Annotated in this window: 17 protein-coding genes and 1 riboswitch; of the genes, 14 read left to right on the top strand and 3 right to left on the bottom strand. The window is 48.8% G+C overall.

All coding sequences use genetic code 11. The features are described 5' to 3' along the window. Positions 1-89: 89 nt before the first annotated feature. Together BLQ13_RS08270 and BLQ13_RS08265 are read right to left on the bottom strand one after the other, a co-directional pair. A complete protein-coding gene (locus BLQ13_RS08270; protein ID WP_090918027.1) occupies positions 90-893 on the bottom strand; it encodes a Cof-type HAD-IIB family hydrolase in 804 nt (267 codons plus the stop codon). A 365-nt stretch (positions 894-1,258) separates the two neighbouring features. Then, a complete protein-coding gene (locus BLQ13_RS08265; RefSeq protein ID WP_090918025.1) occupies positions 1,259-2,263 on the bottom strand; it encodes a lipoate--protein ligase in 1,005 nt (334 codons plus the stop codon). Positions 2,264-2,526: 263 nt separating this feature from the next. On the opposite strand from BLQ13_RS08265, the gene cobD reads away from it, so the two are divergent. The 11 genes from cobD to BLQ13_RS08210 all read left to right on the top strand — a co-directional run bounded on the left by cobD (position 2,527) and on the right by BLQ13_RS08210 (position 14,040). After that, positions 2,527-3,717 (top strand): threonine-phosphate decarboxylase CobD, encoded by a 1,191-nt coding sequence (gene cobD, locus BLQ13_RS08260; RefSeq protein ID WP_090918023.1) that lies wholly within the window; start codon positions 2,527-2,529, stop codon positions 3,715-3,717. Then, positions 3,714-4,511: an adenosylcobinamide amidohydrolase gene (locus BLQ13_RS08255; RefSeq protein WP_090918021.1), complete on the top strand. Its 798-nt coding sequence runs from the start codon at positions 3,714-3,716 to the stop codon at positions 4,509-4,511. Before cobD ends, BLQ13_RS08255 begins: the two co-directional genes overlap by 4 nt. A 37-nt stretch (positions 4,512-4,548) precedes the next feature. Beyond that, entirely contained in the window at positions 4,549-5,526 is a 978-nt protein-coding gene (cbiB, locus tag BLQ13_RS08250; protein WP_090918444.1) for an adenosylcobinamide-phosphate synthase CbiB, read from the top strand. Continuing rightward, positions 5,520-6,179: a histidine phosphatase family protein gene (locus BLQ13_RS08245; protein ID WP_244159255.1), complete on the top strand. Its 660-nt coding sequence runs from the start codon at positions 5,520-5,522 to the stop codon at positions 6,177-6,179. Before cbiB ends, BLQ13_RS08245 begins: the two co-directional genes overlap by 7 nt. Before the next feature lie 189 nt (positions 6,180-6,368). Then, positions 6,369-6,517: riboswitch (adenosylcobalamin (AdoCbl) riboswitch) on the top strand. 331 nt (positions 6,518-6,848) lie between these two features. Further along, a complete protein-coding gene (locus BLQ13_RS08240) occupies positions 6,849-7,841 on the top strand; it encodes an ABC transporter substrate-binding protein (RefSeq protein ID WP_090918442.1) in 993 nt (330 codons plus the stop codon). Beyond that, positions 7,838-8,884, top strand: coding sequence for a FecCD family ABC transporter permease (locus tag BLQ13_RS08235; RefSeq protein ID WP_090918017.1), 1,047 nt, complete (start codon positions 7,838-7,840; stop codon positions 8,882-8,884). Before BLQ13_RS08240 ends, BLQ13_RS08235 begins: the two co-directional genes overlap by 4 nt. Then, positions 8,881-9,693, top strand: coding sequence for an ABC transporter ATP-binding protein (locus BLQ13_RS08230; RefSeq protein ID WP_090918015.1), 813 nt, complete (start codon positions 8,881-8,883; stop codon positions 9,691-9,693). Before BLQ13_RS08235 ends, BLQ13_RS08230 begins: the two co-directional genes overlap by 4 nt. 45 nt (positions 9,694-9,738) lie before the next feature. Further along, positions 9,739-10,896, top strand: a complete 1,158-nt coding sequence (gene cobT, locus BLQ13_RS08225; RefSeq protein WP_090918013.1) for a nicotinate-nucleotide--dimethylbenzimidazole phosphoribosyltransferase — start codon at positions 9,739-9,741, stop codon at positions 10,894-10,896. Beyond that, complete coding sequence (cobU, locus tag BLQ13_RS08220; protein ID WP_090918011.1) at positions 10,893-11,453, top strand: bifunctional adenosylcobinamide kinase/adenosylcobinamide-phosphate guanylyltransferase; 561 nt, start codon at positions 10,893-10,895, stop codon at positions 11,451-11,453. Before cobT ends, cobU begins: the two co-directional genes overlap by 4 nt. Continuing rightward, positions 11,450-12,349, top strand: a complete 900-nt coding sequence (cobS, locus tag BLQ13_RS08215) for an adenosylcobinamide-GDP ribazoletransferase (protein ID WP_090918009.1) — start codon at positions 11,450-11,452, stop codon at positions 12,347-12,349. The genes cobU and cobS overlap by 4 nt, the downstream gene beginning before the upstream one ends. 149 nt (positions 12,350-12,498) lie before the next feature. Beyond that, positions 12,499-14,040: a cobyric acid synthase gene (locus BLQ13_RS08210; RefSeq protein WP_090918440.1), complete on the top strand. Its 1,542-nt coding sequence runs from the start codon at positions 12,499-12,501 to the stop codon at positions 14,038-14,040. Between the two features lie 247 nt (positions 14,041-14,287). On the opposite strand, the gene BLQ13_RS08205 is transcribed toward BLQ13_RS08210, so the two are convergent. After that, the gene (locus tag BLQ13_RS08205) at positions 14,288-15,988 is read right to left on the bottom strand and encodes a methyl-accepting chemotaxis protein (RefSeq protein ID WP_090918007.1); all 1,701 of its coding nucleotides are present in this window, start codon (positions 15,986-15,988) and stop codon (positions 14,288-14,290) included. A gap of 349 nt (positions 15,989-16,337) precedes the next feature. Between BLQ13_RS08205 and BLQ13_RS08200 the strand changes: the two genes are divergently transcribed. The 3 genes from BLQ13_RS08200 (at position 16,338) to BLQ13_RS08190 (ending at position 19,287) form a co-directional block, all read left to right on the top strand. Next, entirely contained in the window at positions 16,338-17,735 is a 1,398-nt protein-coding gene (locus BLQ13_RS08200; protein ID WP_090918005.1) for an L-cystine transporter, read from the top strand. A 384-nt stretch (positions 17,736-18,119) separates the two neighbouring features. Continuing rightward, a complete protein-coding gene (locus tag BLQ13_RS08195) occupies positions 18,120-18,803 on the top strand; it encodes a queuosine precursor transporter (RefSeq protein ID WP_090918002.1) in 684 nt (227 codons plus the stop codon). Positions 18,804-18,933: 130 nt separating this feature from the next. Then, positions 18,934-19,287: a hypothetical protein gene (locus BLQ13_RS08190; protein WP_090918000.1), complete on the top strand. Its 354-nt coding sequence runs from the start codon at positions 18,934-18,936 to the stop codon at positions 19,285-19,287. Positions 19,288-19,343: the final 56 nt, after the last annotated feature.

Genomic DNA, 19,343 nt, shown 5'->3' with positions numbered 1-19,343 from the left:
TGCCAAAAATAAAAAATAACAAGAAAGCCCGGAACCACAAATCATTGTGATATCCGGGCTTTCTTGTTTTTGCAAAACTACAGATGATTTTACTCTGCGTTCAGTACAAACTTCTCGATAACTTCTTTTACGCCGTCTTCGTTGTTGCTCGCCGTAATATAGTCTGCTAATTCTTTCAGCGCAGGGATGGCGTTGCCCATCGCTACACCAAGACCAGCGACTTCCAACATCTCGTGATCGTTCCAAGAGTCGCCGATGGCGATGCACTCGCTGAGTTCGTGACCGAAATGGTCGGCCAGGAACGTCAGTGCGTGACCTTTCGTGCCTTCTTTATGCATAATTTCGAGGAAATACGGCTTGGATTTGGTGATGTGCACTTCAGATCCCAGCAGTTCACGAAGCTCTACAGCGACTTGGTCCAAATAATCCGGCTCATCAATAATGAGCAGTTTTGGTGTTGGTTGTTCAATGACTTTGATGAAGTCAGACTCGATGTAATATTGCGTGCCGTTTAGTTTGGCATAATCAAGCAGTTTTTGGTTTTCTTCACGAGCATACAGCTTGTCGTCGATGTACGTTTGCAGATGCAAGTTTTTCTCCAGGCAGTAGTCGAACAATTTGCGGGAAGCTTCTTGCGGCACATAGCGCTCATAGAGCACTTTTTCATCAAGCAGGTTTTTCACCAAAGCCCCCTGATACGTAATAATCGGCACGTTCAGCTTGGTTTGGCGTGCAAGTGTCTGTGCGGAAGCGTAAGCGCGTCCTGTCGCGAGGGTTACTACTACTCCGTGTGCTACCGCTTGCTCCAAAGCCGTTTGCGTAGCGGGTGTAACTTCCTTGTTGTCATTGATCAGAGTGTCATCGATGTCGATGGCAATGAGTTTGTAAGTCATGTGATGTTTCTCTCCTTTTTTTATCTGTGTCTATTTCATTGAACGAAATAAATAGATTACACGAGTCACTCCAAACGCAGAACCACCGATGATTTACACGAACACTCCGAAGACAGAATAACCTTCCGATCGCTGTTATCCCCAGATTTTTTGAATCCCTTTTAGAAGGGAGAAAATCCGGTGATAAGCATATGCTTCCGATGTAGCTTTCTTGCAGAAAGCTTTTAGGCGAACGCTTCACTTCTCCAGTTTTTTTCTGTCTTCTCCGTTATTGTGTAAACGAATAGTTCTGCCTTTTCCGTTAGAGGTGTCATCGAAAATTCGTTCAAACAATCCATACTCATCTAAATGTCGTATTACCTTATTTACTCTTCCAGGAAAACAAGACCGATAAAGTCTTCCAGCTCCAGGTTGCCGAAGTAATGCTTCACATCGAGACCTTCCAGGGCTGAACGCACTTCAGTCTCGTCATAACGCTTGCCGCGTAACATGTCCTCGATATCCGCTACATCGCCAACACCGAAGAAATCGCCGAAGATTTTAATATCTTCGATACGCCCATCCTTGATGTTCATGCGCAGATCGATGATGCCCACCGGGAATTTGCGGGTATGCTTCACATTGCTTTCCGGTGACAGACCATAGTTCCAGTCCCAATTGTTATAACGCTCCGCCGAGATTTCTTTAATCTTATCCCAGTCCTTCTCGGTCAGCTTGTACTGAGGAACGTCCTGCGGCTCCATGCGGAAAATGTGACGAAGCAACTCATCACGGAACTCTTCAATCGTCAGATTGGTGTCAATCAGATCACGAATGTTGGCAACGCGGCTGCGTACCGACTTGGTGCTCTTGGATTTGAATTTCTCGGGATTGACGTTCAGAGATGCCTGAACGTGCTCCAGATTCAGATCAAACATCAGCGTGCCGTGACTGAACATACGTCCGCGGGTAGCGAATTGGGCGTTGCCCGAAATTTTCTTTTCGCCGACTTGCAGATCATTGCGCCCGGTCAACTCGGCATTGACGCCAAGTTCGTGTAGCGCTTCAACTACAGGCTGGGTAAATTTGCGGAAATTATGGAAGGACTGACCGTCATCCGCGGTAATAAAACTGAAGTTCAGGTTGCCCAGATCGTGATACACCGCCCCGCCCCCGGAAAGACGACGTACCACCTGCACACCGTTATCCTGAACGTATTCGATATTAATCTCTTCAATCGTATTTTGGTGTTTGCCAATGATGATTGACGGACGGTTGATGTAAAACAGCAGGTAGCTGTCATCCTCCATCGGCAGATGTTTCAAAATGTACTCCTCAATCGCGAGGTTTACAGAAGGATCTGTAATGCCCTGGTTATCTACAAACAGCATGGTCATTCCTCCATTAATGTATGTGAGAGGCGAGTAGCCCCTTATGTAGTGATACTCGTACAAAAGAATCAGAAAACTGAAGTTCCTGAAATTCCTCTTCTATTGTAAACGAATTGTCGTTGGGACACAAAGAAAACAAGTAGATAAAGGCGGATTTGGGCCCGACTCTTGACAAACAGATGAATGGAGAAGGAATACAGGATTGACCCATCCCACCTACGACATCCATAATAAAAAGAACATAGAGAGAGGATGACGGAAGAATGACCGGTTATATCGAAGTGTTCGGACATGGTGGAGATGTGGAGACCGCAGCTTCGAGGTTTGGAGGCAATGCAGCGGATTTTCTGGATTATAGCGCTAATATCAACCCTTTAGGCCCTCCCAAAGAGGTTTTGGAAGCATTACAGCAAGGTCTGCATTCGGTGCTTCGTTACCCTGACCCGGGCCATCGGGGATTCAAAGCGCTTCTGGGTGAACGTTTGGGAGTAACACAAGAGCAAATTTCCGTAGGGAATGGTGCGGCTGAAAGTATGGCATTGATCCTGCTGGCACTTGCTCCGTGCAAGGTTGGAACAGTGGAACCGGGTTTCTCGGAATATCGCGCTTTGGCACGGCAATTCGGTGCGGAGATTCTGCATACGGAAGGGTTTGAAGAGCTGAATTGGAAAGCGCCAGCTGAACATATCGAACAGTTGATGGAAAAGGTAGACCTGCTCTTTCTTGGACAGCCAAACAACCCAAACGGTGTACAATATCCGGTGGAGACACTGCATAGGTTAGCGCGGAAAGCCGAAAAGACGGGTACCGTGCTCGTTATTGATGAAGCGTTTATCGATTTTATTCCACCGGCCCTGCGACAGTCACTCGCTCCTGATCTGAATCAATATCCGCATGTGATCATCATCCGTTCGATGACGAAGTTTTATGCGATTCCGGGTCTGCGTCTCGGATATGCTATAGGTCATTCGAAGTACATACAGGCGATGACGGAGAAACAAGTCACCTGGAGTGTCAACGGACTGGCTCTTATTGCAGGAGAAGCCTGTCTGCGCAGCGGGGAACGGTTCGAGCTGGACACGATATCGCAGATTACGATTGAACGGACACGTTTAATCCAGGTACTGGAGTCGTATGGGTGTAGCGTAACGTCTGGTGAAGCCAATTTCATTTTGGTGCGTGTGCCGGAACCCTGGACAGCGGCTTCTATGCAGGAAGCTCTGGGGCGGCGGGGTATTCTGATTCGTAGCTGTGCCATGTATCCGGGGCTTGAGGCAGGACATGTACGTTTTGCGGTCAAAGGTGCTGAAGCCAACGACAGGTTGCTTGAAGTGCTCGGAAGTGTGCTTGAACAAAGCGGGGATCAGGACGTGGATATGGCATCTGTCGATCAGGGGATTCAGCAGGGGCATACGCAACATTTTGAAAAAATAAAGGGAGGGAAACGGTTGTGACACTCCCGTTTTATAACTATTTTACAGATGGAAAAAGAGATGAGAATATCTACGTGTCCTCTTCCTGGCCGGGTCTGTACATCGCTGCCCATGAACGGCATGTTAAAGCTCAGAGCCCACAACCTGCTCTCGCACTTTCCAGCGCTGTATATGGCGGCGGGATGCTTGAATTAAACCGCGTCTTTAACATCTATGTGGACAAACATTACCGTTGTGATGATCCACCCCGTGATATCGCAGAGGCGCTGTATGAATGGCAAGAGCAAGCTGATCATTGTGCCGGATTGTTAACTGCGGTCAGATTGGAACATACCTCTATTCAGGAGTATACGAGTTCGGATTTTGGACTGTTGTGCTGTACGACTGCAGGAGTATCCAATGCAGCACGAGCAGGTTCCGATAGAACCGTGTTTGATGTCCGTGGGAAAAAACAAAACAGAATTCCATATATCCCTGGCACGATTAATATCATGCTGTGGTTCAACGGACAGATGACCCCGGGAGCGATGGTTAATGCGGTTCAGACGGCCGTGGAGGCCAAGGCTGCTGCCCTTGCTGATGCAGGTATTGTTGATTCTGAGAATGGACTCTCTGCCACAGGCACAACAACCGATGCCATTGTGCTGGCTGTACGTCAGACTGCTGTAGATGATAGCCAGCCACTTCACACATATGCGGGCACGGCTACTGCTTTGGGAGCGGCCATCGGCAGACTGGTATATGACACGGTGACAGAAAGCCTTCAGGCCGGATTGCAATGGAAAGAAAGGAACGGGCACAGTAATGACATTTGAATTGGAGCATCTATGGACATCAACGTTCTGGATTGGCATGTCTGGAGCTTGGATCATCATTCTTGCATACATATTAGATCGGTGCATCGGAGACCCGCGCTGGATTCCGCATCCCGTTATCGGCATGGGGAAAGGCATCTCGGCATTGGAGAGTATTATGAGGGCACGTGTACATACAGATAATGGGCTGAAAAAAGCGGGGATCTGGTTCCCGATCTTGATTGCGGGAGGTTCTTTTGCTGTCACATGGGGGCTTTTGTTTCTATTAGGTCTGATTCATCCGATCTTGGCGGCTGCAGCCGAAATTATTCTGATCGCAACAACGATTGCTTCCAAAGGTTTGCGTGATGCAGGCATGGAAGTGTATCGCCACCTGAAACAGCAGGATTGGCCTGGAGCCAGGCATTCACTCGGTATGATTGTTGGACGTGATACGGCACATCTGGACGAGCCGGAGGTGGTTCGGGGAACGGTGGAGACCGTTGCGGAAAACATTGTGGATGCCATTGTATCGCCACTATTCTATGCGCTCATTGGTGGTGCTCCGCTGGCTATGGCCTACCGTGCCGTCAATACACTGGATTCCATGGTTGGATATAAAAATGATAAATATCTTCATCTCGGGTGGGCCTCCGCACGGCTTGATGACTGGGCTAACTGGATTCCCGCTCGCGTGACCGCTCTGCTGTTAATTGTAGGCGCATGGGTGCTGAAACTGGATGCCAAAGGCGCAGCGCGTATGGTTGCCCGGGATGCGAGACTACACCCCAGCCCGAATAGCGGTTTTCCCGAGTCGGCAGTCGCTGGAGCACTAGGCATTCGGCTGGGCGGGCATAACGTGTATCACGGCGTTGCTTCATTTCGAGCTTATATGGGCGAGGCTACGCGGCCGATGGAGTCGGAAGATATCGTGCGAACGACGCGGCTGATGTTTTGGTCGGCGGGAGCTTTTGTGGGCTTTTGTTTCTTGGCAACCTTGGGTGTGTGGTTAGCAGGAGGTGCGCTATTGTGGTAATTAAAGAATTAGAACAGCTTGGATCAAAACAATCTCCGTACAAGCGTAGCATCGTACTGATCCGTCATGGAACAACCCAGTGGAATGTGGAAAAAAAATATTTGGGGCATACCGACATCGGACTGTTGCCTGATGCACAAGAAGAGCTGGCTCAGCTACGCGAGCAGTGCCGCGATCTCACATGGAATGTGGTGTATTGCAGTGACCTGCTTCGTTGTCGCCAGACGCTGGCACACATTGCACCGCAGCTGATTGAACAGGCGAAGTTTGATTCGCGCCTGCGCGAGAATGATTTCGGACAATGGGAAGGCCTGAATTATGAGCAATTGAAGGATAATCTCTTGTACCGGGACTGGATTGATGATCCACACAAGGTAACTCCGCCTGAAGGAGAAGCGTGGAAGACTTTTGCGGAACGAGTGAATTCTTTTCTGTACGAACAGATCTGGTCGGAGCATTCACACGAAAATTCACACAAGACACTTATTGTGACACATGGCGGTGTCATCCGTTACATGATGTCTCGGCTCATCCATGGCGTCGGGTTTTGGGATACACATGTCATCCCTGGACAGGCTATTCAGATTGATCTTGAAAAGCAAGGGGATCACTGGCTTGGCAGACGAATGGATTTTCCGTACATCGGGTTGTAAGGTGTTGCAATATACCCTATAATCACAACAGAAGTGTGACTCGGACGGACATATTGGGTATGATGGGCTGAGACGCCTGAACTGACGTGATTCGTGCGATGAGCACTACGACTATGTTTGACCTGAATTAACCATCTTTAGCGACCAAGGGTCCCGCGTGCCAATCCGTTGTTGTTCATGAAGAACAAGGACAAGTTATCATGCGCACAAGGGTAAAATGGGGAAGCTGGTGCAAATCCGGCACGGTCCCGCCACTGTGAAACAGGAATCATCCTGTAAGTCAGATTACCAGCCCTGGACGTACAAGCCGGTGTTCCTTCGAGGAAAGGACAACGTTTCGGGCCATTCTGTGCGCATGGACAGCTAGCCGCTGTTACATGTACAGATTGCCGTATGCGAGACGTCATCCCTGATCCTTGCTTAAGGATAAGGGATTTTTCTTGTTGTACACGATATAGTGGAGTCATCATATACACGTTTAACGGAGAGTGCAGAACCAATTTGGAGAAACGAAGTGTTCGCATTTATCACCGGATTTTTCCCTTTGAAAAGGAATCAAAAAAATCTGGGGATAACAGCGATCGGAAAATGGTACTGCAATCGGAGTGGCCTCGTGTATATAACAAAAGCAACAACAATAGTACAGATAGAGAAGGGGAGTTTAAATCAATGATTAAGAACTGGAAAGCACTCACATCACTGTTGAGCGCAGCAATACTGGCACTGGCGCTGGCTGGATGCGGTAATACCGCAACAAAAGAAGGTGCGGGCAGCTCACAGCAACCTGCACAGGAGCAGTCACAGGAACAAACGCAAACGGATCTGAAAACTCAATATCCACTGACCGTTACAGATTCAACGGGCGAGTCTTTCACTTTTGAAAAAGCACCAACCAAAATCGTCTCGGTATCTCCGGCTGAAACAGAGTCTCTGTTTGCCCTCGGACTGGATAATGAGATTATTGGCGTATCCGACTATGATGATTATCCAGAAGCAGCGAAAACAAAAGCAAAAATGGGCGGTGTCACCAAGCCAAACGAGGAGTCCATTATTGCAGCAGATGCGGACATCGTGTTCACTGGCATTTCTATGAGTGAGGATGCGGTGAAAAAGCTGCGTGAACTAGGCATTACCATTTTCAAAACGGATCCTAAATCTATCGACGATGTAATAAACAATATCGAAACCTTCGGTAAAATCACCGATCATCAAGAGCAAGCTCAGAAGCTTGTCACGCAGATGAAGAAAGATGTAACAGATGTAACGGAAGCGGTAAAAGCCGTAAAACCGGAAGAGAAGAAAAAAGTATACATCGAGTTCTCCCCAGGCTGGACGGTTGGTAAAGGTGAGTTCATGGACGAACTGATCAACGTAGCCGGGGCTACCAATATTGCTGCCGACAAAGAGAGTTGGTACCAAATTAACGAGGAAAATGTCATTGCCTCTAACCCGGATGTTATCTTGTACGCCAATGACGTAGTTGAGGACAACAAGACGCTGGATCAGATCATCAAGGCACGTAGCGGCTGGGATCAAATTACGGCGGTGAAAAACAATGCTGTGATTGGGCTCGATGCTAACTTGCTGAGCCGTCCAGGACCGCGCGTAACTCAAGGGTTGAAAGATGTTGCCAAAGCGATCTATCCTGACCTGTTCAAATGAGCAGAAAGCTGATCCTGTTCGGAACGATGGGCATGGCGCTGCTGGTGCTTACCGTGCTCGTCTGCACGGGCATCGGTTCAGTGGCGTTGCCCATCCGGGACATCGCTGGTATTCTCGTTCACAAATTGCCATGGGTGGGCGACTGGATTACACCTGATTGGAACAAGGCCGCCGAACAAATCATATGGAAGGTGCGTTTCCCGCGTGTCTTGCTTGCGATGCTCGTAGGTGCTTCGTTAGCGATTGCAGGTGCAGGATTTCAAGGTGTGTTGCGTAATCCGCTTGCTGATCCATTCACACTGGGGGTTTCCTCTGGTGCTTCGGTGGGGGCGGCGTTCCTGATATTCTTTGGTTTGCAGTACGCTATCATTGGTATTTGGACATTGCCGCTGGTTGCTTTTTTGACCGGGGTAATCACGTTATGGTTCGTGCTGTCGCTGGCTCGTGAAGGACGTAAAATACCAACGCATAGCCTCATTCTGGCAGGTGTGGTCATGCAAAGTTTCTTGGGGGCGGTCGTTTCCTTCCTATCGACCATGTCGAAGCAGACAATCAATGAAATTATATACTGGATGATGGGAAGTCTGGCACTGCGCGGGTGGTCGTATACGACCATCCTTTTCCCGTATTTTCTGCTTGGACTGATTTTTCTATGGAGCCGGGCACGTTCGCTGAATGTCTTGGCACTAGGTGAACGTCAGGCAGCGCATATTGGTGTTGGTGTGGACAGGCTCAAGTTATCTGTGCTGGCTGTAGGTACATTGCTAACGGCAGGAGCTGTTTCGGTTTCGGGAGTCATCGGATTTGTTGGCTTGGTAATTCCGCATATTTTGCGCTTGCTGGTGGGGCCGGACTATCGCTTGCTGGTACCTTTGTCTGCGATTGGCGGTGCGATTTTTATGGTATGGGCGGACACCATAGCTCGCTCCTTGCTGGCACCGACTGAAATACCGCTAGGCGTCGTGACTGCTTTTGTCGGCGCTCCGTTTTTCGCCTATTTGCTGCATCGGAACAAAAAGCTGCAGAAGGGGATGATGCCGTGACGACCGACAAAAATTATGCTGCCGATTCTCTAGTATCTGTTGTCCGGGCGGGCAAAACATACGGTGATCATCATGCCTTGCATCCTACCGATTGGCAGATCACAGAAGGAGATTGGTGGGGTGTCGTTGGCCCCAATGGAAGCGGGAAATCAACACTACTCCAGCTTATTGCAGGAACGGAATCGTTAAGTGAAGGCCAGATCAGCATTGCTGGTCGTGATATCCGATCATATAGTCGTAAGCAATTGTCACGGATGATTGCCGTTTTGCAGCAGGATGGCTTACCCGCAATCTCCTATCCGGTTCGAGATGTTGTCGAAATGGGGCGTTATCCTTACCAGAACTGGTTAGGCCGTGAATCGGGAGAGGGAGCCCATGTGGTGGACAGAGTGCTTGAAGAACTGGGACTCACGGAACTGGCAGATCGACCTCTGGATTCCCTAAGCGGCGGACAACGGCAGCGAGTGGCCCTAGCCAAGGTCATGGCACAGGAGCCGCGATTATTATTGCTGGACGAACCAACGACGTTTCTCGATATCAAATATCAATTGCAGTTTATGGAGTTGTTAGCGGCATGGCAGAAGAAGAGCAGCATCACGATTGTAGCGGTGTTGCATGATCTCAATCTGGCTGCGTTGTTCTGCGATCGTATTTTGGCTTTGCGTGAGGGGAAGGTAGTGGGAGAGGGAACACCTCACAGTTTAATGACGGGAGAGCAGATTCAAGAGATTTTTCGTGTTAAACCTGCGATGGTGTCCCATCCGGATCATTCGGTTCCTCAACTGCTGCTGCGGCGGGACATGGATTAAACGAGGCGGGAGAGCCTCTATTTTGATGAAGGAAGTGCTGGTTGAATGAAGAAGGAAGAACAGATATTGGAGCAAGTATTAGATAAGATCACGGCTCCAGACCAAAATATTGCTGCGGAAACGTCTGCTCATGTGGATATACTGACGAAACCGCCGGGTAGTCTCGGAAAATTGGAAGAACTTGTGATTCGACTTGCAGGGATGACAGGCCAGGCTCGTCCATGTTTTGATCGCAGGGCTGTGATCGTCATGGCTGCGGATCACGGGGTCGTAGCTGAAGGGATCAGTGCTTTTCCAGCCGAGGTTACACCGCAGATGGTCATGAATTTTCTGGCTGGAGGCGCTGCAGTCAATGTCCTTGCTCGTCATGCCAGAGCGGAAGTGATCTGTGTCGATATCGGTATAAATGCTGACCTTGATCACGCTAACCTGCTCTCCCGCAACATTCGTAAAGGCACGGCCAACATGGCTCAAGGAGCCGCGATGACTCGGGATGAGGCGATTCAGGCTATTTTAGTAGGTGTCGATGTCGTTACCGCGGAAGTAGCAAAAGGGACAGGATTGTTTGTCACCGGAGAAATGGGGATTGGCAACACAACGGCAAGCGCCGCAGTGATGAGTGCGCTCACCGGTATTGCACCAGCAGCAGCTGTTGGGAGAGGGACTGGCTTGGATGATGCAGGCGTGCTACGCAAGGCTGCTGTTATAAGTCAGGCTTTGAGTGTTAATACACCTGACCCTGAGGATGCGCTGGATGTGCTATGCAAGGTGGGTGGATTGGAGATTGCGGGACTCGCGGGCGTTATTCTCGCAGCCGCGGCCCATCGTTGTCCAGTTGTTATAGATGGTTTCATCTCGACTGCTGCGGCGCTAATCGCAAGAAAGCTGGCTCCGCTGAGTACAGCTTATATGATCGCTTCCCATACCTCCCATGAGAATGGACATGCGGCGCTGCTTCGTGAACTTGATTTGAAGCCGATGCTGGACCTGGATATGCGCCTTGGAGAAGGCACAGGTGGAGTACTCAGTCTGCATCTCATTGATGCAGCATGTCTGATTTTGAATGAAATGGCGACCTTTGCAAGTGCGGGTGTGTCAGACGGAACGAATCAGGCTTCCGACTCTGATTCCAGTGAGAAAGAGCATTCGACTGGTTCCTCCATTTTAACGGTCTCACCTGTTCAGGGAGATGGCTCCCGATGAGTGTATTGGTTACTGGCGGTGCACGCAGTGGTAAGAGTTCGTTTGCCGAACGTCTGTGCATGCAGCGTTCCTCAGAAGCCTGGTATGTAGCAACTGCTCAGGCGTATGATGACGAGATGCGTGAACGCATAGCAATGCACCAGAAGCAGCGTGAAAGTTCCGGTTACCTCTGGCGTACGATGGAGGAACCCTTGGCTTTGCCTGCTCTAATTCAGCAGATGGGCGAAGGGCATACGGGCACGTCCGCACCAACGATTCTGGTGGATTGCTTGACTCTCTGGCTGACGAATGTGTTACTGGCCCATGAACATGACGAAGGTCACGTGTTGCAAGGTCATCTGGATGCACTGGTAGAAGCGGTCCAAACCTATCCCGGATTACTTGTGCTGGTTACCAATGAAGTAGGGGATGGAATTGTACCCGAATACAAGCTTGGTCGTGTGTATCGTGATCTGGCAGGTGTTCTTAATCAGCGCATTGCAGCAATCTGTCGTGAGGTGTTTCTCGTGACGGTAGGCATTCCAATCGAATTGAAAAGTAAGGAGTATCGCTTATGAAGCATGGCTCAGCGGGTTCAGCCGTTCCGCAGCGGAAACATGCGGCTGCAGCGGCCTTTCAATTTCTGTCTCGTTTTCCTGTGAAAATGCAGCTCGATTTTGTTCCGCCATTGCTACGCGAAAGTGTGGTGTATTATCCACTGGTCGGTGCTGCAATCGGTCTCTGCGCGTGGCTGGTCGCCGCACTGAGCGGTGCCCTGCTTCCGGCTTTTCCGGCAGCGGTTCTGACCTTGACCGTATGGGTCTGGCTTACCGGAGGATTGCATCTCGACGGATGGATGGATACAGCAGATGGCCTGCTCAGTTACCGCAGCCGTGAGCGAATGCTGGAGATTATGAAAGACAGCCGAGTGGGCGCGATGGGGGTTATTGCCTGTGTGCTGCTCCTTATGATGAAGGCGGCACTGATTGCCGATATGATTGCCCGTGGGAACTGGTTGTACAGTGCGTTGCTGATTTTGCCTATGATCTGGAGCCGATGGTTTATGGTCTATGCCATGTCAGCCTGGCCTAATGCTCGTGGGGATGATGGGCTTGCCGTTCTATTCAAAGGGCTCGGGGAGCGGAATGAAGTCCAGCGAACACGTAGCGCTGCGATTGGACTTACGCTGGTCTTAGGCGTCATTACAATTGCTGTCGTATGGTTGTTTAAACCGGATATTGCTATTGCCGATGCCATGGTCAGCGGGTTTGGGTCACTCCCTTGGTGGTTGTATCCTGTAACGTCAGTTATCGTACTGCCTGTGGCGTGTTATTATATAGGGCGATTTGTTGCTGCCCGGATCAGTGCCCGGCTTGGAGGGCTTACTGGAGATACATATGGTGCCATGAACGAACTGTTGGAAGCGGCTTTATTGACGGTATTAAGCGTGCTTCAAGGACTGTTTTGGCTGTAGAGGTTGAGGTGTAGAGGTTGGGCTGCCCAGAATTTCATTGGAGGATTTTCGTTTGGTTTGAGCATTATCGTTATGTAGCAAGTTAATCGCGCGAAAGACAGGGGTGAGGGACCGTGGAAGATCAGGTAAAACAACCAGCGGCTGTACTCATGCTGCAAGGCACGGCTTCTGATGTAGGTAAGAGTGTCATTACAACGGCACTGTGCCGGATTTTCAAGCAAGATGGCTTCAGCCCTGCTCCGTTCAAATCACAGAATATGGCGCTGAACTCTTATGTTACAGAAGACGGCAAGGAGATTGGTCGGGCGCAGGGGGCACAGGCTGAAGCCTGTGGCATTGAAGCTACGACCGATATGAATCCGATTCTAATCAAACCTGTGCGGGATATGCATTCACAGATCGTGGTGCATGGTGTTCCTTTTGCCCAGATGAGCGCATCGGATTATCGTCAGCATTTCTTACCTGAAGCGAAGCAGACCGTAATGGATGCGTTAAATCGGTTGCGCGATACATATGACATCGTTTTAATGGAGGGAGCAGGTAGTCCGGCAGAGATTAACCTGAAAGATCGGGATATTGTGAATATGAATCTGGCGGGATGGGCCGATGCGCCGGTTATTCTGATCTCTGACATTGATCGCGGCGGCGTGTTTGCTTCGATCGTGGGTACGCTCGAACTGCTGGAGTCACATGAGAAAGCCCGTGTAAAAGGATTTATCATCAATAAGTTCAGAGGGGATCTCTCTCTGTTGCAACCAGGGTTAGACTGGCTTGAAGAACGGACTGGAATACCTGTGCTGGGTGTCTTGCCGTACATAAGAGATATTCAGATCGAGGCAGAAGATTCAGTGGTGCTGGATTCCCTGCGGCATGGCAAAAAAGTAGAGACAGAACTGGATATCGCCGTCATTCGTTATCCGCGCATCTCCAACTTCACGGACTTCGATGCATTATCCCGTGAACCGGACGTGAATGTACGTTATGTGAGTTTACCGGAGGAATTGGGTAGCCCGGACGCCATTATTTTGCCAGGCACAAAAGATACGATCGGAGACCTGATTTATGTACGGGAATCGGGATTGGAACAGGCGATCCATTCTCACTCAGAGCTTGAACATGTTCAACTTGTAGGTATATGCGGTGGGTATCAAATGTTGGGGCAACACTTGGTTGATCCGTATGCTGTCGAGGCAAACCAAGCTCAGGAAGCGGTGGGACTTGGCAAACTGCCTTTATCAACAACGTTTCTTCAGCACAAACAGACGGTCAGAGCTATGGGGAACATACAGCCTGAACATCCCATTCGGCTACATGGCGGAAAACAAGTTGAGCCTTCGGCCATATCTGTTAAGGGATACGAAATCCATATGGGTGTAACCGAATGTCACGAACCTGAACAGGTAACCGCTTTGTTTGAGATCGCTCATGCTGGCGGACAAGCATTCTTGGAAGGATGGGGCACATCAGATGGGAAAGTGTGGGGAACGTATCTGCACGGTTTGTTTGAAAGCGACCAATTTCGGCGTTCCTGGTTGAACGGACTGCGTACAGCAAAGGGACTTGCTCCGCTGGAAGAAACATACAGTGCTCAGGAGCGCAAAGAAATGGAGTTTGATCGAGTAGCCACATCTTTGCGCTCATCACTGGATATGCAACGAGTGTATGAGATTATGGGCGTGACACCTGAATAATTAACATGTGCACTTTGTTCAGGACTTATCTGTAATGATCCGAGTGAGAAATATGGATGAATAGCAAAAAACACCCCCATGACCCGCGACCTGTTCAGTCATTGAACGATCGCATCTGTATGGGGGTGTTTTTTATTGGAGTATTTAGAATGTTTAGTATAGCAAATGCAGGGTTATAGATATTTGATCATTATTAATGATTGTTAATGGTTATTGATGGATGATTGGATTGAGGCTTAATCAATCATTAGTCGATTTTAAACTTCTTCATCGCTGTTTGCAGCTCGACAGCTTGTTCATGCAGATGGCGCACCGTGCTCGAATGAGAGTCCATCTCGCTGAGTTGCATTTCTGCGGTAGCTGCAATCTGTTCCATGCTCTCACGAGACTTGGATGTAATCTGTGCTGTTTCTTCCACCGAAGCGCTAACTTCTTCTGCACCTGCAGAAACTTGCTGTGTGGAGGAGGAGACGGTTTGAATGGTGAGATTGACGTTCTGGATCAATTCATTGAGTTGCTGGAAGGCTGAACCTGCTTGCTGTACAACAGCAGTTCCAGAACCAATCTCTTGCGTTACCCGGCTCATCACACTTACGGAACGTTCTGCGTCTTCGCGAATCGTACCGAGATAATCGGCGATTTCTTCGGTCGCTGTCTTGGATTGTTCCGCCAGCTTGCGGACTTCTCCAGCAACGACGGCGAATCCTCGTCCGTGTTCACCCGCACGGGCCGCTTCAATGGATGCGTTAAGGGACAGCATGTTAATCTGTTTCGTAATTTCAAAAATAGAATTGACAATGGTGCCGATGGCAACGGAACGTTCGTTCATCGTTTCAATATAACGTAGCGATTCGCTAGCAGTCTGTCCGACAAGTTCCATCTGATTCACTGCATTTTGTGCCAGTTGATTGCCGTTAAGCGCCTCTGTTGCAGCTTCATTGATTTGTTCGGATACTTCGGCGGCAGAAGATGCGATATGCATAATTCCTTGGGTGATCTCTTCCATCGCTCTTGCGTTCTCGGATGCACTGGAAGCGATACTGACGCTACCTTTTCCCGCTTCTTCAGCAGCATGGCTGGAGTTCTGCACCATACCGGACATGGACTCTACACGCTCAAGCAAGTCATTGGAACCGACAACGACCTCATTAGAGGTAGTTAGGGCACGGCTAATCATTTCTTTGAGATTATGTGTCATCGTCTGGAAGCTGAAGGCCAGTTGGGCGATCTCGTCTTTGCCTTTAATCTGCAGCTCAGCGGTAAGATCACCTTGAGAGATTCGCTTACTATGTTCTACAAGTTTAATGATGGGTTTGGTGACTCTTTTGATCATACTAGTAGAGATGAGCCAGCCAAGGACAAATACCAACGCGGTAATACCGAGGCACAGCCAGAAAATTTGAGCAATTTTATCCTGAACAAACTTGGCATCCATGCTGACGGCCATGAGCATATTGCTTCCCGCAATCGGCATAAATGCTGCTTTATGTACACCATAAGAATCAGAGAAGACCGGGCTGATGACCACTTGTTTCTTCTCGCTTGCTTGTACCATGGAAGGTTCTACATCAATAGCATCTCCGGTCTTGAACTTGGAGTTGATGCTAGCGACAACAACGGTGGCTTTGCCATCCTGCACGGCAATGACATAAGCCGCATCCAGGCTATGTTCTTTGGACTGATCCGCCAGGTAGGATCCGACCGTCATGGCCGCTCCTTCAGCGCCTGCACCGCCACTTTGGATCTGCAGAAGTTTGGATGAGGATGTATTTTTGTAAATATCCTGAATGGACGTATTCAGAACTTTGTCGAACTGAGGTAGTACGTAACTTTGAATAATATTCATGGATACGGCATAAAAACTGATACTAAACAACAGGGAGGCAACGAGTAACACTAGGAATAACGTGCCCCTGATCTTGCCAGCAACGGTGCGTTTGCGAAACATAGAATCACCCTTTCACGTCATCTTCAATAACATTGTCCCTTATTCCGTTCTCTATGGCCTTTTTTACTAACGAAGAAAGACCTATTTTTTGTATTTACGAAACTCTCGAATAAGCGGATATACCCATTTTACAAAATTAACCGCGGGTTGAATAGCAGAATTTTCATAAAACTGCATAATTATTTTCATCGATCCAGAATGATTAACATGGATATTACATAATATCAATTAATACCTACCAGAATAGTTTGATATATGTTATATTGTTCATTGTCACATTTGAAGGCCAAATATAAATTAGAAAATCGGTTCAAGACCGATGATACATGTCTGAGGAGGAACAAAGGTAATGAATACATTTCTATTAATTGTGAATGTAGTGGTCATGCTGGCGCTGCTGGGTGTTCTCTACTGGATGCAGAAGAAACACATCTCGTTTACGAAACGTGTATTTGCGGGTCTAGGTATGGGTGTTGTTTATGGTGTTATTCTGCAATTGATCTACACATCGGGTTCGGATGTGATTACGAAGTCAGTCGATTGGTTTAATCTGGTCGGTTCAGGATATGTCCGTCTGCTACAAATGGTAGTTATTCCACTCATCATGGTGTCGATTATCTCGGCGATCATGAATCTGAAGGGGAAACAAAACCTGGGCAAGATGAGTTTCTCCATCATCGCTATTTTGCTAATTACAACAGCGATTGCTGCTGGAGTCAGCATTGCAACAAGTCTGGGATTCAACCTGACTTCCATTGAGATTCAAGGCGGAGATCGGGAAACGGCTCAAATCCAGAAGGTGGAGGAACGTTTGGCTGATGTGAAGGATCAGACGATTCCACAGCAGGTGCTGGAGTTCATTCCTTCCAATCCATTTGCGGATATGACGGGTGAACGCCGTACGTCTACACTGGCTGTCGTTATTTTCTCAGCCTTTATCGGTGTAGCTGTATTGGGACTGGATCGCAAGAAACCGCAACAGGCGGAAACGTTCCGTGGCATGGTGAATGCCGTCTACGCTGTTGTAATGCGGATTGTCACGCTGGTACTGAGGCTTACGCCTTACGGCATTTTGGCGCTCATTACGAAAGTAACGGCGACCACCAATGCAGAGGAAATTTTGAAGCTGATCAAGTTTGTCATTGCGTCTTACGTGGCGCTGGCGATTATGTTTGTCATCCATCTGATCATCATCTCCCTGTCCGGATTTAACCCGGTTACGTATGTGAAAAAAGTACTGCCAACGCTGGTATTTGCTTTTACTTCTCGTTCAAGTGCGGCAGCGATTCCGCTGAACGTGGAGACACAGACGAAGAAACTCGGTGTATCCGACGGGATTGCCAACTTGTCCGCAAGCTTTGGTGCTACGATTGGGCAAAACGGCTGCGCCGGTGTATATCCGGCCATGCTGGCGGTTATGATTGCTCCGACGGTCGGAATCGACCCGCTGAGCTGGGACTTCATCGTGACGTTGATCCTCGTAGTTATGATCAGTTCGTTTGGTGTGGCAGGCGTTGGCGGCGGCGCAACCTTCGCCTCCCTGATCGTCTTGTCCACATTGAATTTGCCTGTGGCTCTGGTAGGACTGTTGATTTCCGTTGAGCCGTTGATCGACATGGGTCGTACAGCGCTCAACGTGAACGGGTCCATGACATCCGGATTGTTGACAAGTAAAATTTTGAAAGAAAACGATCGGGACACGTTCAACGATCAAAGCCGTGAGCTGGATTCTGCTGCTCACGCGTAAGCTGGGCGATGCTTACGCCGCACAACTTGTGCACTTGGTGATGTAGCGTGCGCAGAGCGAGCTGCAATAGAGTGGATGCAAGGCCGTCCTTCGGAGACATTCCGGAGGGCGGCTTTTGCGTGTGGGATTACACCGGAACGTGCAGATGCGGCACGAGTGGTGGGAGTCTTTTTTTTCAATAGAGAAGGGGGATCGGGGGGATGGCGGGTATAGAGCGTGTGAGGATATATGTGTTGGGTTAACGGTGTTATGCAACGCTGGAGGGATTTAGTGCTGTTCAATGTTGCGGAAATGTGATAGAGTTATTCATGTTTTGGCGCTGCGCCAAACCGCGGTTCGTAACCATCCCGCGTAATCAAAACTAGGAAGGCAGTGTATGTATTCATGTTTAATTTGGTGTGGGGAGCGGTATTCGTTCTCGTGACGTATGGATTTTTTCTTCTATGTTATCGTCTGTTTGGCAAAAAAGGTCTGTATGCCTGGATCGGTGTAGCGACGGTCATTGCCAACATTCAGGTGACTAAAACGATAGACATTATGGGAATCGTCTTAACGCTGGGTAACACGATGTATGTTAGCATGTATCTGACCAGTGATCTTCTCAATGAAAAGTACGGGGCGGATGAGGCACGGAAGGCGGTATGGTTTGGATTTTTCACATTGATCATGACAACCGTTCTGATGCAGATGGTGTTGTTATTTAATGCGGCACCGACGGATTTTGCTCAGGATTCGATGGAAACATTGTTTGGTCTGTTGCCACGTCTGGCGCTCGGCAGTCTGTCTGCGTATTTCATCAGTCAGTTTCTGGATGTGCGTTTGTTCAGTTGGCTACGTAAAATTGCACCAGGACGTAATCAGCTCTGGATTCGAACGAATGGTAGCTCGATTATCAGTTCCTTTGTGGATACGCTCGTATTCTGCACGGTTGCCTTTGTGTTTATCTATCCATGGGATGTGTGGCTGGAAATTTTCCTCACGACATACCTGATCAAGTTTTTGCTGACTGCGGTTGGAACGCCGTTTCTGTATGCCGCACGTAACTTTAAATTTGAAGATGAAGCTTAAAATAGGATCGCCACTTCAAATCCCTCTGCGGAGCCACAGTTGCAATATGGACTCTGCAGGGGGATAATTTATACAGAATTTGTTTCCTGATATTATCGTCTACGATTACATAAGACAAGGGGGATTGAGCATGTATTCCACACTGCGCTACAAACTGGAGAGCAATGGCACAACCTATGAGAATGATAGCCTTAATGCCTCGGTATTTGTGGACTTGATTACGGATCTGGAATTGCATGATTTTGTCGTTCTGCAACCGTCAGAATGGGTAGAGGGAAGTATGTATTTGCAGGCTGCTTCGCTTGAGGAACCGGGGCAAATGGTGGTAGAGACCCGTTTGCAGGAAGGTGAGAGCGGATTTCGGCATTACAGTTACACCACGGCAGATACAACGAAGGTGATTCAGTGGTTTTTGGATTACTGGGGGAAACAGGAGTTGCCTGAACTGGAGGATTGGCAGGATATAACCCATGAAATGGACTAACGAAGATGGAAGCTGATTGAGCATGGAATACAAAATGTACGCCTGACATAGCAACC

Origin of the sequence: Paenibacillus polysaccharolyticus (assembly GCF_900102085.1) — a bacterium.
In the GTDB taxonomy this organism is placed as follows: Bacteria; Bacillota; Bacilli; order Paenibacillales; family Paenibacillaceae; genus Paenibacillus; species Paenibacillus polysaccharolyticus.
The sequence above is the reverse complement of the archived record's forward strand: the minus strand, read 5'-3'. Positions and strand labels throughout refer to the sequence as shown.

What these genes read in the sequence shown, in the direction of transcription:
- BLQ13_RS08270 (WP_090918027.1), bottom strand. Translation starts at nt 893, where the DNA reads ATGACTTACAAACTCATTGCCATCGACATCGATGACACTCTGATCAAT.
- BLQ13_RS08265 (WP_090918025.1), bottom strand. Translation starts at nt 2,263, where the DNA reads ATGCTGTTTGTAGATAACCAGGGCATTACAGATCCTTCTGTAAACCTC.
- cobD (WP_090918023.1), top strand. Translation starts at nt 2,527, where the DNA reads ATGACCGGTTATATCGAAGTGTTCGGACATGGTGGAGATGTGGAGACC.
- cbiB (WP_090918444.1), top strand. Translation starts at nt 4,549, where the DNA reads ATGTCTGGAGCTTGGATCATCATTCTTGCATACATATTAGATCGGTGC.
- BLQ13_RS08240 (WP_090918442.1), top strand. Translation starts at nt 6,849, where the DNA reads ATGATTAAGAACTGGAAAGCACTCACATCACTGTTGAGCGCAGCAATA.
- BLQ13_RS08235 (WP_090918017.1), top strand. Translation starts at nt 7,838, where the DNA reads ATGAGCAGAAAGCTGATCCTGTTCGGAACGATGGGCATGGCGCTGCTG.
- cobT (WP_090918013.1), top strand. Translation starts at nt 9,739, where the DNA reads ATGAAGAAGGAAGAACAGATATTGGAGCAAGTATTAGATAAGATCACG.
- cobU (WP_090918011.1), top strand. Translation starts at nt 10,893, where the DNA reads ATGAGTGTATTGGTTACTGGCGGTGCACGCAGTGGTAAGAGTTCGTTT.
- cobS (WP_090918009.1), top strand. Translation starts at nt 11,450, where the DNA reads ATGAAGCATGGCTCAGCGGGTTCAGCCGTTCCGCAGCGGAAACATGCG.
- BLQ13_RS08210 (WP_090918440.1), top strand. Translation starts at nt 12,499, where the DNA reads ATGCTGCAAGGCACGGCTTCTGATGTAGGTAAGAGTGTCATTACAACG.
- BLQ13_RS08205 (WP_090918007.1), bottom strand. Translation starts at nt 15,988, where the DNA reads ATGTTTCGCAAACGCACCGTTGCTGGCAAGATCAGGGGCACGTTATTC.
- BLQ13_RS08200 (WP_090918005.1), top strand. Translation starts at nt 16,338, where the DNA reads ATGAATACATTTCTATTAATTGTGAATGTAGTGGTCATGCTGGCGCTG.
- BLQ13_RS08195 (WP_090918002.1), top strand. Translation starts at nt 18,120, where the DNA reads ATGTTTAATTTGGTGTGGGGAGCGGTATTCGTTCTCGTGACGTATGGA.
- BLQ13_RS08190 (WP_090918000.1), top strand. Translation starts at nt 18,934, where the DNA reads ATGTATTCCACACTGCGCTACAAACTGGAGAGCAATGGCACAACCTAT.